The organism is Arthrobacter sp. DMZ02-1R (assembly GCF_057747935.1).
Genome location: NZ_CM173230.1, coordinates 3,517,308 through 3,532,723, shown reverse-complemented (window position 1 = coordinate 3,532,723; position 15,416 = coordinate 3,517,308). Strand labels below are relative to the sequence as shown.

Genomic DNA, 15,416 nt, shown 5'->3' with positions numbered 1-15,416 from the left:
ACGACGGGGCCGGTTCTGTCTGGGACCGCGCGTCCTAGACTTGTCTGCATGGCTGGCGAGAGCGATCTGACAACCCTTCTGACATCCATGCACCCCGTGGTTCGCGATGGTGACTATGTGTACGCGTTGTGGCCGCATGGCAAACCGCTTGAGGGCAACATCGAAGCCGCTGTCCGCGAAGCGGAGGGCCTCACCGTGGTGCTGCGCCGCGAAGAAGCCGAGCGTCTCGGACTGTCCTATGATTTCGAGGCCGCGTGGATCACCCTTCAGATTCACTCCGCGCTGGAAGCGGTGGGCCTGACAGCGGCCGTCAGTTCCGCCCTCACCGCAGCCGGTATCAGCTGCAATGTCCTGGCCGGGTTCCATCACGACCACCTGCTGGTTCCATCCCCCGGCCGCGGGCACGCCATGGAGGTGCTGCTGCGGCTGGCACAGGGGCTGGTGCTGCGGACGGAGATGCCAGCGGACCGCGAGGGAGTGCTGGACCTGACGGCCAGCGCGTTCTCGATCAGCCCGGTCACGGGCCTGCCGGTCGAAGGAATCCCGGCGGAAGTGAAGCTGTTGCGCGAACTGTTCGACTGCGACGAGTATCTTCCGGAGTTCAGCATCGTGGCCGAGATCGGCGGGGAGATCGTGGGGCACATCATCAGCACCCGCGCCTGGCTCGGAAATCTCGAACTTTTGGGACTCGGCCCCATCAGCGTCCAGCCGCACCTGCAGCGGCGCGGCATCGGATCTGCGCTCTTGAGGGAGACCGCCCGACGGGCCGAGGACGCGGGCGAACCGGGCATCGCCTTGTTGGGCAGCGCTGATTTCTATCCGCGCTTCGGATACCTTCCGGCCAGCCAACTGGGTGTGACGGCGCCCGACCCCGCGTGGGGAGACCATTTCCAGTTGTTGCCTCTTAAGACATGGCCCGACGGCGTCAGCGGCACCTTCCGCTATGCCGCGCCTTTCGAAGCGCCCCACGGGCGCCGGACTCTTGGCCTTTGACGCTGCCCGGCCGCGGGCTGGGTTACCATTATCCGGGCGCCCCAGTAGCCCAATCGGCAGAGGCAGCGGACTTAAAATCCGCTCAGTCCGGGTTCGAGTCCCGGCTGGGGCACGCTAGCATTCCTTGCCACGGCGCGGATGGCCTTGGACTTGACGCAAACGTCCAGGGAAACTCCCAGCTGACCATAAGATTTCCCCCATGCAACGAGTGTTATAGGGCTGTGACCTGAATCACTTATGTTCACGGTCCAATTGCATTAGTTTGAGTCTTATTCAGGAACACCTGATCAATCGCATCAATGGCAGATCGCACCTCTCGATCGAGGAGACAATCCATGTTTGATCTTTCCCAAGCGGCACCCCGTGCGGCCAAGCTCACCGCGCTTGGCATCGGCGTCGCTCTTCTAGCCACGGCCTGTGGTGGATCATCCACCCCAAGCTCCACTGGAAGCAGTTCCGCCGCGCCTGCAGGCGTCTCTTGTCCCGCACCCAGCGCGGGAGCAGGTGCTGGCGCAAGCCAGACTGCAACAACTACCGGTCCCGTGCCTCCCTCGACCACCACTTCCGCCGCGCCTTTGAAGATCGGTTCGCTTCTGCCTACGACCGGCTCGCTGGCCTTCCTCGGCCCGCCCGAAATCGCGGGCGTGAACCTTGCCATCAAGCAGATCAATGACGCAGGCGGGGTCCTCGGCCACCCGGTCGAGGTGATCCACCGTGATTCCGGTGACACGAAGACGGATATCGCTACCCAATCGACCACGGCCCTCCTCGGCCAGGGAGTCAGCGCTATCGTCGGTGCAGCGTCTTCGGGCGTTTCCAAGACCGTCATCAACCAGATCACGGGCGCCGGCGTCATCCAGTTCTCCCCGGCAAACACCTCGCCGGACTTCAGTACCTGGGACGACAAGGGCCTCTACTGGCGCACCGCCCCCTCTGACGTCCTGCAGGGCAAGGTCCTCGGAAACTACATGGCATCCTGCGGCGCCCAGACCCTGGGCATGATCGTCCTGAACGACGCCTATGGCACAGGCCTGCAGAAGAACGTGAAGTCAGCGTTCGAAGCAGCCGGTGGAAAGGTTGTTGCGGAGGAACTCTTCAATGAAGGCGACTCCCAGTTCAGCAGCCAGGTGGACAAGGTAATTGCAGCCAAGCCTGACGCGATCGCCCTGATTTCCTTCGACCAGGCCAAGAGCATCGTTCCTCTGCTGACAGGCAAGGGCGTCAAGCCAACGCAGTTGTTCATGGTTGACGGCAACACCTCCGACTACAGCAAGGACTTCAAGCCAGGCACGATGACCGGAGCCCAGGGCACCATCCCCGGCACCTTCGCGAAGGATGACTTCAAGAAGCAGCTCCTGGCCATCGACCCGAGCCTGAAGGACTACAGCTACGCTGGTGAATCCTGGGACGCTGTCAACCTGATCGCCCTGGCAACCGAAGAAGCGAAGAGCACGAAGGGCGCCGATATCGCTAGTCATCTCCAGGATGTGTCCGAGGGTGGCCAGAAATGCTTCGACTTCCCGAGCTGCGTGACGCTACTGCGCCAAGGCAAGGACATCGACTATGACGGCAAGTCCGGTCCGGTGACCTTTGACAAGAACGGTGATCCGAGCGAGGCCTACATCGGTATCTACAAGTACTCCGACGACAACACCTACAAGCCGATCCGCGAAGAATTCGGCAAGCTCTAAGCCGGAGGCTGGACCAGACTGAACCATAACGAAGCGAAGTAAGCAGGACCCCCGGAGAACCTCCGGGGGTCCTTTGCTTTGCCCCTTCGCTGCCGGAGCGGGTAGAGCGGGCTGCTGGAGAGCGCGCCAAAGCGGGCAGCAAAAAGCCCGGCAACGCAGTGCCGGGCTTTTTGCTTAGTGTCCCTCGCCCTCCACGGTATCGGCCAAGGTGCCGAGATAAAGCTGGATGACTTTGGGGTCCTTCATGAGCTCCCTGCCTGTGCCGGTGTACGCGTCCTTGCCCTGGTCCAGGACGTAGCCGCGATCGCAGATCTGGAGGCAGCGGCGGGCGTTCTGTTCCACCATGATCACCGAGACACCTGCCCGGTTGATCTCGTGCACGCGCAGGAAAGTCTCATCCTGTTTGACGGGGGAGAGGCCTGCGGACGGCTCATCCAGCAAGAGGACGGCCGGATCCATCATGAGGGCGCGTCCCATGGCTACCATCTGGCGTTCTCCGCCGGAGAGAGAGCCCGCACGCTGGGCGCGGCGCTTGCCCAGCTCTGGAAAAAGCTCGGTCACGAAATCGAAGCGCTCGGCAAAAGCCTTGGGCTTCTGGAACATGCCCATCTGGAGGTTCTCTTCGATGGTAAGCGTGGCAAACACGTTGTTGTTCTGCGGGACGAAACCGACTCCCTTCGTCACCAGCTTGTTGGCCTTCAGCCCCGTAAGGTCCTGCCCGCGGACCACCACCGAGCCGGAGTGGACCTTCACCAGCCCGAACATCGCCTTCAGGAGGGTGGACTTACCTGCTCCGTTGGGCCCAATGATGCCGATCAGTTCACCCTTGCGGGCTTCGATGCTGCAGCCGTTGAGGATGTTGACGCCTGGCAGGTACCCGGCCACCAGGTTGGTGACGCTCACCACGGCCTCGTCGGCCGGTGTGCTGCCCGTTTCCGGCATTGCGCTGGTTGCACTCATCTGCCATCCTCCTTTTCCAGGTGGGCGACGACGACTTCGGGGGCGATAATGCCTGCATTTTCCGTGCCCACGATCGATTCTTCGTCTGCCTCGAGTTCGGCCTCGAGTTCCTTGATGCCCTCGGCGTTGCCGAGATCGACGTCGTGGTGGGCGCCCAGGTAGGCATCGATCACGGCCGGGTTCTTCATGACTTCACCTGGTGGACCTTCGGCGACTATCCGCCCTTCAGCCATCACCACCACCCAGTCGGCGATGTGCCGGACCATGTTCATGTCGTGCTCCACGAAGAGCACGGTCATGCCTTCGGCCTTCAGGTTCTTGATGTGGTCAAGGAGGGACTGGGTCAGCGCCGGGTTGACGCCTGCCATGGGTTCGTCGAGCATCACAAGCTTCGGCCGGACCATGAGCGAACGGGCCATCTCCAGGAGCTTGCGCTGTCCACCTGAGAGGGAGGCTGCATAGTCGTCCTTCTTGGCGTCCAGCTTGAACTTCTCCAGCAGGACATCTGCCTGGGCCGTGATTTCCTTTTCCCGGCCGCCCCAGATGCCTTTGAACAGGGCTTTCGAGAGACGCTCGCCTGGCTGGTTGGCGGCACCGAGCCGCATGTTTTCCATGACGGTGAGCTTGCCCATGACTTTTGTCAGTTGGAAAGTGCGGACCATGCCCATACGGGCCACCTTGTAGGAAGACACTCCCGCGATATTGTTTCCTTCGAACTTCCACTCACCGGAATTAGGCGTGTCAAAGCCTGTCAGCAGGTTGAATAGGGTGGTTTTGCCGGCCCCGTTGGGGCCGATGAGTGCCGTGATCTTGTGCCGCGGGATCTCAAGGTATTCGACGTCGACGGCGTTGATACCCCCAAAGCTGCGGGTGACGTTTTCCGCCACCACGATCGGGTCCCTCTTCTTGCAGCCCGGTAGGTTCTCGCCGATGGCGATCGGCCGGGAATCGGTCATGTAGTTGATTTCTTCTGTTTTCACGTTATGCGAATTGTCGCGAGGCTCAGTCATGCGAACGCGAGCTCCTTCTTGTTGCCGAAGACGCCCTGCGGGCGGAAGATCATCAGGAGCATGAGGGCCGCGCCCACCAGGATGTAGCGCAGCTGGCCGGCCTGGACCGTAGTGAGCCATGTCACCGCTCCGGACTCGATCAGGCCGTACAGGATGCTCTGGGTCAGGGACAAGACCACCCAGAAGATCATGGCGCCGATTACGGGCCCGAGGACCGTGGCCATTCCGCCCAAGAGCAGGCAGGTCCAAAGGAAGAAGGTCAACTCCGTACCGTAGTTGGACGGCTGGACCGCGCCTCGTGGAAGAGTGAAGATCATCCCTGACAGGGCGCCAAGCACGCCTCCGATCATCAGGGCCTGCATCTTGTAGGAGTAAACGTTCTTGCCGAGCGAACGGACGGCGTTCTCGTCCTCACGGATTCCCTTCAGGACGCGCCCCCAGGGGCTGCGCATGAGGAGCCACACCAAGATGCAGCAGACGACGACCAAGCCCCATCCGACAACCCTGATGAAGAAGTCGCGGTTGTTCATGCCCAGGTATGTGCCGGGCGGGAACGGATTCATCACAAAGAAATCGCCTTCGAAGGCCGCCAAGCCGTTAGCCGATCCCGTAAAGCCGGTCAGCTGGTTGGTGGTGACGATGTACCGCAGGATTTCGGCGGAGGCGATAGTCACGATGGCGAGGTAGTCCGCGCGAAGCCGCAGTGTGGGAATACCCAGGATGAACGCAAATGCCACCGAACAGATGACCGCGATGAGCAAACCGACAAAGAACGGAACCTTGAAGGTCAGGGTCGATATGGCGAAGCCGTACGCGCCGACCGCCATGAATCCTGCCTGGCCGAAGTTCAGTAGGCCCGAGTACCCGAAGTGTACGGCGAGGCCGAGCGCGGCAAGGGCGTATGCCGCCGTCGTGGGGCTGATCAATTCGCCCGCAGCGCTGGAGAAAATAAATCCAAAGTCCATGGCCGTTTCCTAACCCACACGCTCACGCCGGCCGAGGATACCCTGCGGCCGGAACAAGAGGACAACAATCATGATGAACAAGGCACCGACGTATTTTAGGTCGGCGGCGAGGCCGAACACCGTAGTCAGCTCTACGAAGATTCCGACGACGATCGAACCGATCAGTGCGCCGAAGACGGTTCCAAGACCGCCGAGGGTCACGCCGGCGAAGATTAGCAGCAGGATCTGCGAACCCATGTCGAAGGTGACACCTGGCCGGTAGTAGGCCCAGAGGATGCCGCCGAGGGCTGCCAACATGCCGCCGACGATCCACACGATGCGAATGACGGAGTCGACGTCGATGCCGGAGGCTGCGGCCAGGGCGGGGTTGTCCGCCACTGCGCGCGTTGCCTTGCCGAGCCTTGTCTTGAGCAGGACGATGCCGATCAAGGCAATAACCACGGCGCTGATGACCAGGGACCAGAGGTTGTTGGGCGAGATGGACACTGGTCCAATCTGGATTTCCGTACTCTGGGCGTAGGGCAACTGCTGCGTGGCGCCGCCGAAAAAGAATTGGATGACGTAGCGGATCGCCAAGGCCAGGCCGATACTCACGATCATCATGGGTACCAGGCTGGTTCCGCGGCGCCGCAGCGGGCGCCAGAGTCCGGCGTCTTGAACGTAGCCAAAGAGTCCGCCGCCAAGCAATGCGAGGACGATAGCCAGCCAGAACGGCAGGTTCATCGCATTGAAGGTGAAGACCAACACGGCTCCGAGCGTGACCATCTCGCCATGTGCGAAGTTCGTCAGGCCGGTGGTGCCGAAGATCAAGGACAGGCCGACCGCGGCCAGCGCGAGCAGGAGCCCGAAGCTCAGGCCCGCAACCAGGCGGTTGAGCAGGTTCTGGCCGAAGTCCTGCTGTGTGACCACGATGCCCTTGCCAAAGGCGAAGATCACCGAGAGGTTGGAGGTTTGGCTAAAGGTGACTTTGCGGGGATTCTCCTGGCCTTCGGCAAGTTTGATGCCGTTGGGCAGGGTGGAGGTGTCCAGTTTGACCTCATAGGCCCCTTGCACGGGGACCCCGATGCTCCAAGCTCCGTTGGCACCTGATGTCGCGGATCCCTCGAAGCCGTTGCCGGTTGCAGTGATCTTGACACCGGGGATGGGGGCGCGGTTATCGTCACGCAGGAAGCCGCTGATGCTGTTCTGGAACTGTTCCGGGGCGGGTGACGGCGATGGGGTGTCTGCCTGTGCCGCCGGGGCTGCGAGCAGTGCCGCCAAGAGGACGGCGAATAGCGCCCCCATGGCTTTCTGCAGTCCCATGGACGGTCTCTTGGACCGGTCTCTGGATGTGCTTCTCAAGATGGAAAACCTTCCACATTGGGGGTGGTCCCGGCTGCGCCATTGCGGCCGGTGCGAACGGTCATGGGCTCCGCGGCAGCATCACACTGCAGTGACACCGCCTTTGTGACATTCGTCACCCATATCCGCTTATGCTACCGCTCACCCAGCCTTAAAAATGCCCCCCAGAGGGCGCGGGACGTCGCGATCAGATAACAACTGTGAAGCTGCAGGCAACTATTCGGTTAGTCCAGCTAACGTAAACCTTTGTTGATCCCGGGTGTAACTAAAGAGTCTGCGAACATGTGGAACTTTCGCTGCCGACCAGGCGTGGGAATTGGTAGCGTGAACTATCACTTCGCCCCCTTACCAAGAAGGACATCCACCATGGCACTCGGAGGCAACCCGGTCTTCAACGGAAAGAATTTCCGTGGAGCTACGCAGGCACCGCCTGTTCCCAGCTATTCGCACGGCCAGAACCAGTACGGCCAGGCCCACTACGGCCAGAACCAGTACGGCCAGCCCGCCTGGGCAGCCCAGCCGCAGATGAGCAGCGATCAGCTGCAGCAGATGTACAACCAGCCTTCAGCCGGTCCGGCCGAAACCGGCCGCATGACTTTCGACGACGTCATCGTCAAGACTGCCGCCTGCCTCGCCGTGCTGTTGCTTGGCGCGGCCATCACCTTGTTCGTGGCTCCTGGCACGGCCAGTCTCCTCATGGTGGTCGGTGCGTTGGGCGGCTTCGTTCTGGCCATGGTCAACACCTTCAAGAAGCAGCCATCTCCGGCACTGATCCTCGCTTACGCCGGTCTTGAAGGCTTGTTCCTCGGCGGCCTGACGCGCCTCCTGGATGGTTTGTACCCGGGAGTCGGACTGCAAGCCGTCATCGGCACGCTCGCCGTGTTCGGGGTGACGCTGGCTCTCTTCAAGAGCGGCAAGGTGCGGGCCACCCCCAAAGCGGTGCGCTTCTTCATGGTTGCCACCCTCGGCTACCTTGTTTTCGCCGTGATCAACATGGTCATGGTGTGGACCGGCGTTGTCCACTCGCCATTCGGCTTGGGCACCAGCGTGCACATCTTCGGCATCCCGCTGGGCGTCTTCATCGGAGTCCTGGCGATTGGCCTGGCTGCTTTCTCGCTGGTCATGGACTTCACGAGCATCGCGCAGGGTGTCCAGCAGGGTGCTCCCCAGAGGTACTCCTGGACTGCCGCCTTTGGCTTGACCGTCACGCTCGTTTGGCTTTACGTGGAGATCATCCGCCTGCTCGCGATCCTACGCGGGGACGACTAACCACCCACTCCCGGGGGCCTAGGACACCCGGGGTACCTAGGACAGCCGTTCGAAGACCACCGCCATGCCCTGGCCGCCGCCAACACACAGGGTTGCGAGTCCCAAGGTGCCGTCCCGTTCGCGGAGGCCGTTGAGCAAAGTGATGGTCATTCGGGCACCTGTCATGCCAAAAGGGTGCCCTAGGGCGATCGCGCCACCATGCACGTTGAGTTTCTCCGGATCGATGCCGAGTTCGCGAGCGCTCGCCACTACCTGGACGGCGAAGGCTTCGTTGAGTTCCACGAGGTCAATGTCTGCCATGCTGAGCCCCGCCAAAGCCAGGGCCCGGCGTGAGGACTCCACGGGTCCCATGCCCATGAGTTCCGGGGAAAGGGCACTGACTCCGGTCGAGACAATGCGCGCCAGCGGTTCGAGGCCAAGCTCCCGGGCCCTGAAATCGCTCATGACTACGACGGCGGCAGCGCCGTCGTTAAGCGGGCATGCGTTGCCGGCCGTTACTGTTCCTTCCTTGCGGAAGACCGGCTCCAACGCGCTGACCGCCTCAAGGGTGACGCCGGCACGGGGTGAATCGTCGCGGTCCACCACGGAGCCGTCTTTGCGGGTGTATGGCGTGATCTCACGGGCATAGAAGCCGGAGGCTATGGCCGCCTCTGCGCGGTTCTGGCTCAGCACCGCCCACCGATCCTGTTCCTCCCGGCTGATTCCGTGGGTTGTGGCGACGTTTTCCGCGGTCTGTCCCATTGCGATGTAGACGTCCGGCATCCGTCCACCCATGCGGGGATCCGTCCATGGGGTGTTGGACGCGGCCCGGGCTGCGGTGCGGGCACGCGCCCCTTCAAACCGGGGGTTATGCAGGCTGGTGTCCGTTTCCCCGGCCCCAACCCAGTTCTGGTAGCGGGACACGGATTCGACCCCCGCGGAGACAAAGGCGTGGCCCTCACCGGAGCTGATGGCGTGGAAGGCCATCCGCAGAGTCTGCAGGCTCGAGGCACAGAAGCGGTTGATCGTGGACGCGGGGACGGTGTCCAGGCCGGCCAGGACGGTCACCACGCGTGCCAAGTTCGAACCGGCCTCACCGCTGGGTTCGGCGCAGCCAAGGTAAAGGTCGTCGAGGCCCCGGCCATCCAGTGCTCCCGGATCGAAAGCGGGAATTTCTGCCAGCGCGGCAGTCACCATCGCCGCCGCGAGGTCATCCGGACGTTCGTCTTTCAGGGACCCCTTGAAGGCTCGTCCTATGGGGCTTCTGGCAGTGGCAACAATGACAGCCTCAGTCATGTCCCCAGCTTACGCCGGGGCCGCGAGCCGAATGCGGGCGGATGCCCGGATTCAGGCCAGGCGCGCCGCCCCCGCAGCCGGGGTCACGGTGAAGATGTCCGGCGTCGTGAAACCGGCCGCTGCGAAGGCGCGTACGACGGCGTCGCGCACCTCCTGCTCATGGCCCGCCGGGGTGAGGGCGATGGCTGAGCCGCCGAATCCGCCTCCCGTCATGCGGGCGCCGATGGCGCCGTGGGCCCGGGACGTTTCCACCGCAAGATCGAGTTCCGGGCAGGAGATCTCGAAGTCGTCGCGCATGGACACGTGGCTGGCGTCCAACAGTAGGCCGATGTGGGCTGGACCGTCCGTGGTGAGGCGCTCCACGGTCTGCAGCACGCGGTCATTCTCTGTGACAATGTGCCTCACCCGACGGAAAGTCGTGCTGTCCAGGAGCCCGCTGGCTTCCTCCAAATCGCCGATTCCGACGTCGCGGAGGGCTGGGACTCCCAGCACCTGGGCGCCCAGTTCGCAAGAAGCCCGGCGGGAGGCATAGCCGCCATCCGCGTGCGAATGGGAGACCTTGGTGTCGATGACCAACAGGACGAGGCCCGCCTCCTGGGCGTCGAAGGGAACCAACTGCACGCTTTGGTCGCGGCAGTCCAGGAAGACGGCGTGGCCCGAGGATCCACGCAGCGAGGCCGACTGGTCCATGATCCCGGTCGGTGCGCCGACGAAGTCGTTTTCAGCCTTTTGCGTGGCGAGCACCATGTCTTCGGCGCCGAGTCCCGCGCCGGTGAGGTCGTTGAGTGCCGAGATGACGGCGCATTCGATGGCGTGTGAGGAGGACAACCCAGCACCAAGGGGCACATCGGAGTCCATGAGCAGGTCGAAACCGGGGATATGGATCCCGCGCTGTTCCAGGGCCCAAGCCACACCGAGGGGATACTTCGTCCAGCCCTTGGCGGATCCAGGGGCAAGCGCCGTGATGTCGGCTTCGACCAGGCCCTGCTCGCCGAAAGTGGACAGCAGCCGGATGCGTGAATCGTCGCGGATCCGGACCGCAACTTTCGCGGTCTTGTCGATCGCGAAGGGCAGCACGAAGCCTTCGTTGTAGTCGGTGTGTTCCCCGATGAGGTTCACGCGTCCCGGCGCCTGCCACACGCCGTCGGGCGCTGAACCGAAAGTCGACTCGAAGCGTTCGAACAGGACGCTCAGCGCAGGGGCGTCGGGAGTGGAGGTCATGCTGTAGCCCCTTCCGGAACAGCTCGTGGGGAATCGCTGGCGACGGCGCGAAGCCGTTCGGCCACGGATTCGGGCGTGGTGTCGTTGATGAAGGCTCCCATGGCGGCCTCAGACCCGGCAAGGTACTTGAGTTTGTCGGCGGCACGGCGCGGGGAGGTGAGCTGCAGATGCAGGTGGCCGGACCGGCGCAAGGCGGCATCCAGGGGTGCCTGGTGCCAGGCCGAAATGTACGGCGTTGGCGTTGGATACAGGCCGTCCATGCGCTTGAGCAACTCGAGGTAGACGTGGGCCAGCTCGTCGCGTTCTTCGCCACTCAGGGCGGCGAGGTCGGGAACTTGCCGATGCGGGACTAGGTGCACTTCCAGCGGCCAGCGGGCGGCGAACGGTACGTAGGCACTGAAGTGCTCGGCCTCGAGAACCATGCGGCTTCCATCCTGCCGTTCGGCTTTGAGGATCGAGGACGTCAGCGATTCCCCGCCTTTGGCGTCGTCGAAGTGCCGGACCGCGGCGACGCCAAGGCTTGCCGCCCGCGGGGTGACGTAGGGGTAGGCGTAGATCTGTCCGTGCGGATGGTGGAGGGTTACGCCGATGTCGGCGCCGCGATTCTCGAACGGAAACACCTGCTGGATTCCCGGAAGGGCGCTGAGGGCCTCGGTTCGGTGTGCCCAGGCCTCGATCACGGTGCGTGCCCTCGTTTCACCAAGCTCAGCGAAGGATCCAGTGTGGCTGGGGGTGAACGAGACAACTTCGCAGCGGCCGTAGGCCGGCCCCGATGTTCCCCAAGAGGGAGCGCCGGGGATTGTGCCGACTGCCGGGCCGAGCGAGGGGAAACGGTTCTCGAAAACCACGACGTCGTAGTCCGGCGCGGGGATTTCCGAAGGGTTCGCGGGCGTGGTCGGGCAGATCGGGCATTGGTCCGCGGGCGGCAGGTGCGTGCGGCTTTGGCGGTGCGCCGCGACAGCGACCCATTCGCCGCTCAGCGCATCGTAACGCAACTCGCCGGGATCGGCGCGTGGAGGGAGGTCCCGGTGATCTGTCAGCGACCCGGGTTCACGCTCCGGTGAGCCGGCGTCGTCGAAATAGATCAGCTCCCGACCGTCGGCGAGGCGTGTGCTGGTAAGGCGAGTCATGGATTTATGGTGACACAGGGTGCTCAAAAAGGCAAAATATCTAACAAAATTGAACATTAAGCGACGAGGCCGAGTGTCACGCGGGATGCAGTACGGTGGTGCCATGCCTCCCACAACACCGTATTCCGCACCGGGCGAAGAGACCGTATCCCGGCGATTTGCCAGTGGCCGCCAATTCGAAATCCGCCGTGGCGACGCACTCGCCGTCGTCACCGAGCTCGCTGCCGGCTTGCGCCTGTTCAGCCGCGCCGGTGTCCAGCTCACGGAAAGCTACGGTGACGATCAACTCCCACCCGGCGCCACTGGAATCACCTTGGCGCCGTGGGCCAACCGGGTGGAGGACGGAGTCTGGTACCTCGATGGGGGGAAGCAGCAGTTGGACATCACCGAAGTGTCCCGCAACAACGCGAGCCACGGGCTCCTGCGCAACTCGTCCTACGCCCTCGTGGAAGAAGACGAATTCTCCGTGACCCTCGAAGCGGTGATCTTCCCGCAGCACGGCTACCCGTTCCTGGCCCGCCATCAGGTCCGGTACGGGATTGATGCCGAGCTCGCGCTGCGCGTATCCCAGACGCTCATCAATGATTCGGCGGCCCCCGCACCATTCGTGCTGGGAGCGCACCCCTATCTGCGCGTTGGAGACGTTCCACCTGAAGAGATGGTGCTGACGGTTCGCGCGGGCACCAGGCTCGTGGCCGACCAGCGGCTGATCCCACGCGGCTCGGTGCCGGTCGACGGCGATTTTGATCTTGGCGGCGGCCGGACCGTGGGCAGCCTCGATATCGATGTGGCGTTCAAGGATCTGGAGTTCGACGGCGGCGTTGCCCGCCAAACGCTGTCAGCGCCCGATGGGCGGAGCGTCAGCTTGGAGCAGGACGAAAACTGCGCCTATGTCCATGTTTTCGTCACCGACACCTTTCCTGGCCGTTCGAAAGCCGTTGCGATCGAGCCCATGACCGGCCCTGCAAACGCCTTCAACTCCGGCGAGGGCCTCCGTTGGCTTGAACCAGGGGAGGCCTTCACCATGAAGTGGGGAATTGCGGGTGCGCTGTAGCCAGGTTTCTTATCCGGCGCGCCCTGGGAATTATGGGGGAATGACGCCAGCACCGGACGCCATGCCAGGAAGTGCATATTGCCGCCGGCATGGTCCTTGCCCTGAGAGCCACATCCTGCAGCCGCTTGTGATGGGCGAGGCTGTATCGCCGCACCCGTTGCCGTGATCCTGTCCGTTGCCGCAGGTTCCTACCTTGCTGGAATCCCGGGAGCGCTCTCTGCCGTCCCGCTCCTCGCCGTAGCAAATACGGCGATTCGCTATATTGCCGCCCGGACGTGGGAACATGATGGAGGACTGACGACGGCGTACGCCAGCGCGGGGACCGTAACACCGGACTCCGATGGGGATCCCACCATCAAGGAAATCCACTTTCCCGGCGCCATGACCGGCGTGCTGTCCAACAGCGGCAAAGGTGCCGCCAGCCAGAACGCGGCTGCGGAACGGACTTCCCCCAAGGATGCCGCAGACCACACCAACAAAGGAGAATAACCCGTGAATACCCTCGATACCCTGCCCGTCACGCTGGACGATGTCCTTAAGGCGCAGGAGCTGCTCGAGGGCATCATTACCAAGACACCCATCGAGTCCTCACGGGCTCTGGGAGCGATGGTAGGCGGCGAGGTCTTCTTCAAATGCGAGAACCTCCAACGAGCCGGTTCCTTCAAGGTCCGCGGAGCCTACGTCCGGATGGCACGCCTGTCTCCCGAAGAAAAGAAGCGCGGCGTCGTCGCGGCTTCGGCAGGCAACCACGCCCAAGGCGTTGCGGTGGCGGCGAAAAGCCTGGGAATCAAGGCGCGCATCTACATGCCGCTCGGCGTCGCGCTTCCGAAGCTCGCCGCGACCCGCAGCCACGGGGCCGAAGTGATCCTCCATGGACACAATGTGGACGAGGCACTCGCCGAAGCACAACGCTACGCAAATGAGACGGGCGCCGTCTTCGTCCACCCCTTCGACAACGTCGACGTCGTGGCTGGCCAAGGCACCGTTGGGCTCGAAATCCTTGACCAGGTTCCCAACGTCGACACCGTCCTTATGGGTGTGGGCGGTGGCGGACTGCTGGCCGGCGTCGCCGTCGCCATGAAAGCGAGGGCCAAGGAACTGGGACGGGAGATCCGGATCATCGGCGTGCAGGCCGAGAATGCCGCAGCCTACCCGCCGTCGCTGGCCGCCGATGCCCTGGTGCCGCTCAAGAAGGTTTCCACCATGGCGGACGGCATCGCCGTCGGACGGCCTGGCCAGCTGCCCTTCAGCATCATCCGCGAACTCGTAGACGACGTCGTCACCGTCAGCGAGGACTCCTTGGCGCGCGCACTCATCTTCCTGCTGGAGCGGGCCAAGATGGTGGTTGAGCCCGCCGGTGCGGTCGGCGTCGCTGCGCTCATGGATGGCAAGATCGAAAACCCGGGAACCACTGCCGTCATCCTCTCCGGCGGCAACATCGACCCCATGCTCATGCTCAAGGTGATCCAGCGCGGCCTCTCAGCGGCGGGACGCTACATGACCGTCCGAATGATGCTGGACGACAGGCCGGGTTCCCTGGCCACGATCGCCCGTATCATCGCCGAAAACGATGCCAATGTGACCGGCTTGGACCACACCCGCGTGGGCGGCGCGATCAGCATGGGCGACGTCTCCATCACCGTCAACCTGGAAACCAAGGGCCACGAGCACAGCGAGCAGGTCCTGGCGGCACTGCGCGCCGAAGGCTTCCACCCGATCGTGGTGCACTGACGGGCAGCTGATATGGCGCTCAACACCAGCGGAGACGGGCGGGCACCGGCAAGGGACTCCCTGGCCACCCGAGCCCGGGGCGGGTTGCTGTTCATGGGTGGCTTCGTAGTGCTGCTCGCTGTGATCGAGTTGGTCAACACCCTGATGTTGCACAGCCTCAACAGCGTCTTCGGGCTGCGCTCCCGGAGCCTGGATAGCGTTTTCGACATCCTGACGTTCCCGCTGCTCCACGCCAATTTCGGACATCTCCTGTCCAATGCGTTGCCGCTGGTCATCTTCGGTTTCCTGGTGTTCCTCTCAGGTCTCCGGGTATTCCTGACGGCATTGGCGTTCAGTTGGCTGGGTTCAGGCCTTGCGGTGTGGTTGATCGGCGGGGGAGGCGTCACCGTGGGCGCCTCGGGCCTGGTCTTCGGACTCTTTGCCTTCCTGCTGGTGCGAGGCTTCTTCAACCGCAGCTGGTGGCAGATCCTGCTCTCGGTGGTGCTGTTCCTGGCCTACGGCAGCATCTTGTTCGGCGTGCTGCCCACCGTGATGGGTTTCGTCTCGTGGCAAGCGCACCTCGGCGGGGCCATCGGGGGAGTGGCGGCCGCTGTGCTGCTGCGCCCGCGCCCCCGTGCCCTGGCGCAGTCCGACTAAGCGCTGGCGCAGGCCAACTGACTGGCATTTGTTGTCGCTAAGAGGCCTGATAACGACTGTGGAGTCTCATGACTTAATAGACACTTATGTCTCATGACTTCGTGGACAGTGTGTCTCAGGGCTGTGTAGACACTCGGGGC

13 protein-coding genes, 1 tRNA gene and 1 pseudogene are annotated in these 15,416 nt (G+C 63.2%); 8 read left to right on the top strand and 7 right to left on the bottom strand.

Annotated elements, in window-relative coordinates:
- Positions 1 to 48: 48 nt before the first annotated feature.
- From AC3ANQ_RS16840 to AC3ANQ_RS16830, 3 genes are all read left to right on the top strand, one after another.
- Entirely contained in the window at positions 49 to 993 is a 945-nt protein-coding gene (locus AC3ANQ_RS16840) for an N-acetyltransferase (RefSeq protein WP_488302088.1), read from the top strand.
- A 38-nt stretch (positions 994 to 1,031) separates the two neighbouring features.
- Positions 1,032 to 1,105 (top strand) — tRNA-Leu (locus tag AC3ANQ_RS16835).
- Between the two features lie 223 nt (positions 1,106 to 1,328).
- Positions 1,329 to 2,684: an ABC transporter substrate-binding protein gene (locus AC3ANQ_RS16830; protein WP_488302087.1), complete on the top strand. Its 1,356-nt coding sequence runs from the start codon at positions 1,329 to 1,331 to the stop codon at positions 2,682 to 2,684.
- A 174-nt stretch (positions 2,685 to 2,858) separates the two neighbouring features.
- Here the strand turns inward: AC3ANQ_RS16830 and AC3ANQ_RS16825 are convergent, their stop codons facing one another.
- Genes AC3ANQ_RS16825 through AC3ANQ_RS16810 form a run of 4 tightly spaced genes read right to left on the bottom strand, consistent with a single transcriptional unit; the run spans position 2,859 to position 6,903 of the window.
- Positions 2,859 to 3,644 (bottom strand): ABC transporter ATP-binding protein, encoded by a 786-nt coding sequence (locus AC3ANQ_RS16825; protein WP_488302086.1) that lies wholly within the window; start codon positions 3,642 to 3,644, stop codon positions 2,859 to 2,861.
- Complete coding sequence (locus AC3ANQ_RS16820; protein WP_488302085.1) at positions 3,641 to 4,654, bottom strand: ABC transporter ATP-binding protein; 1,014 nt, start codon at positions 4,652 to 4,654, stop codon at positions 3,641 to 3,643. The genes AC3ANQ_RS16825 and AC3ANQ_RS16820 overlap by 4 nt, the downstream gene beginning before the upstream one ends.
- A complete protein-coding gene (locus AC3ANQ_RS16815) occupies positions 4,651 to 5,619 on the bottom strand; it encodes a branched-chain amino acid ABC transporter permease (RefSeq protein WP_488302084.1) in 969 nt (322 codons plus the stop codon). Before AC3ANQ_RS16815 ends, AC3ANQ_RS16820 begins: the two co-directional genes overlap by 4 nt.
- Before the next feature lie 9 nt (positions 5,620 to 5,628).
- Positions 5,629 to 6,903, bottom strand: coding sequence for a branched-chain amino acid ABC transporter permease (locus AC3ANQ_RS16810; RefSeq protein WP_488305357.1), 1,275 nt, complete (start codon positions 6,901 to 6,903; stop codon positions 5,629 to 5,631).
- A 423-nt stretch (positions 6,904 to 7,326) separates the two neighbouring features.
- Between AC3ANQ_RS16810 and AC3ANQ_RS16805 the strand changes: the two genes are divergently transcribed.
- Positions 7,327 to 8,229 (top strand): Bax inhibitor-1/YccA family protein, encoded by a 903-nt coding sequence (locus AC3ANQ_RS16805; RefSeq protein ID WP_488302083.1) that lies wholly within the window; start codon positions 7,327 to 7,329, stop codon positions 8,227 to 8,229.
- A 36-nt stretch (positions 8,230 to 8,265) separates the two neighbouring features.
- On the opposite strand, the gene AC3ANQ_RS16800 is transcribed toward AC3ANQ_RS16805, so the two are convergent.
- Genes AC3ANQ_RS16800 through galT form a run of 3 tightly spaced genes read right to left on the bottom strand, consistent with a single transcriptional unit; the run spans position 8,266 to position 11,855 of the window.
- Complete coding sequence (locus AC3ANQ_RS16800; protein WP_488302082.1) at positions 8,266 to 9,504, bottom strand: acetyl-CoA C-acetyltransferase; 1,239 nt, start codon at positions 9,502 to 9,504, stop codon at positions 8,266 to 8,268.
- Between the two features lie 51 nt (positions 9,505 to 9,555).
- On the bottom strand, positions 9,556 to 10,725 hold the full coding sequence (gene galK / locus AC3ANQ_RS16795) for a galactokinase (protein ID WP_488302081.1): 1,170 nt from the start codon (positions 10,723 to 10,725) through the stop codon (positions 9,556 to 9,558).
- The gene (gene galT, locus AC3ANQ_RS16790; RefSeq protein ID WP_488302080.1) at positions 10,722 to 11,855 is read right to left on the bottom strand and encodes a galactose-1-phosphate uridylyltransferase; all 1,134 of its coding nucleotides are present in this window, start codon (positions 11,853 to 11,855) and stop codon (positions 10,722 to 10,724) included. The genes galK and galT overlap by 4 nt, the downstream gene beginning before the upstream one ends.
- A gap of 103 nt (positions 11,856 to 11,958) precedes the next feature.
- On the opposite strand from galT, the gene AC3ANQ_RS16785 reads away from it, so the two are divergent.
- The 4 genes and pseudogenes from AC3ANQ_RS16785 (at position 11,959) to AC3ANQ_RS16770 (ending at position 15,276) form a co-directional block, all read left to right on the top strand.
- Positions 11,959 to 12,909, top strand: coding sequence for an aldose 1-epimerase family protein (locus AC3ANQ_RS16785; protein WP_488302079.1), 951 nt, complete (start codon positions 11,959 to 11,961; stop codon positions 12,907 to 12,909).
- 103 nt (positions 12,910 to 13,012) lie between these two features.
- Positions 13,013 to 13,398 (top strand): annotated as a pseudogene (locus AC3ANQ_RS16780) (AI-2E family transporter); the annotation flags it as partial.
- Between the two features lie 3 nt (positions 13,399 to 13,401).
- Positions 13,402 to 14,640 carry a threonine ammonia-lyase gene (gene ilvA, locus AC3ANQ_RS16775; protein WP_488302078.1) on the top strand — a complete coding sequence of 413 codons (1,239 nt, stop codon included), beginning with the start codon at positions 13,402 to 13,404 and terminating at the stop codon, positions 14,638 to 14,640.
- Between the two features lie 12 nt (positions 14,641 to 14,652).
- Positions 14,653 to 15,276, top strand: a complete 624-nt coding sequence (locus AC3ANQ_RS16770) for a rhomboid family intramembrane serine protease (protein WP_488302077.1) — start codon at positions 14,653 to 14,655, stop codon at positions 15,274 to 15,276.
- The last annotated feature ends 140 nt before the right edge of the window (positions 15,277 to 15,416 follow it).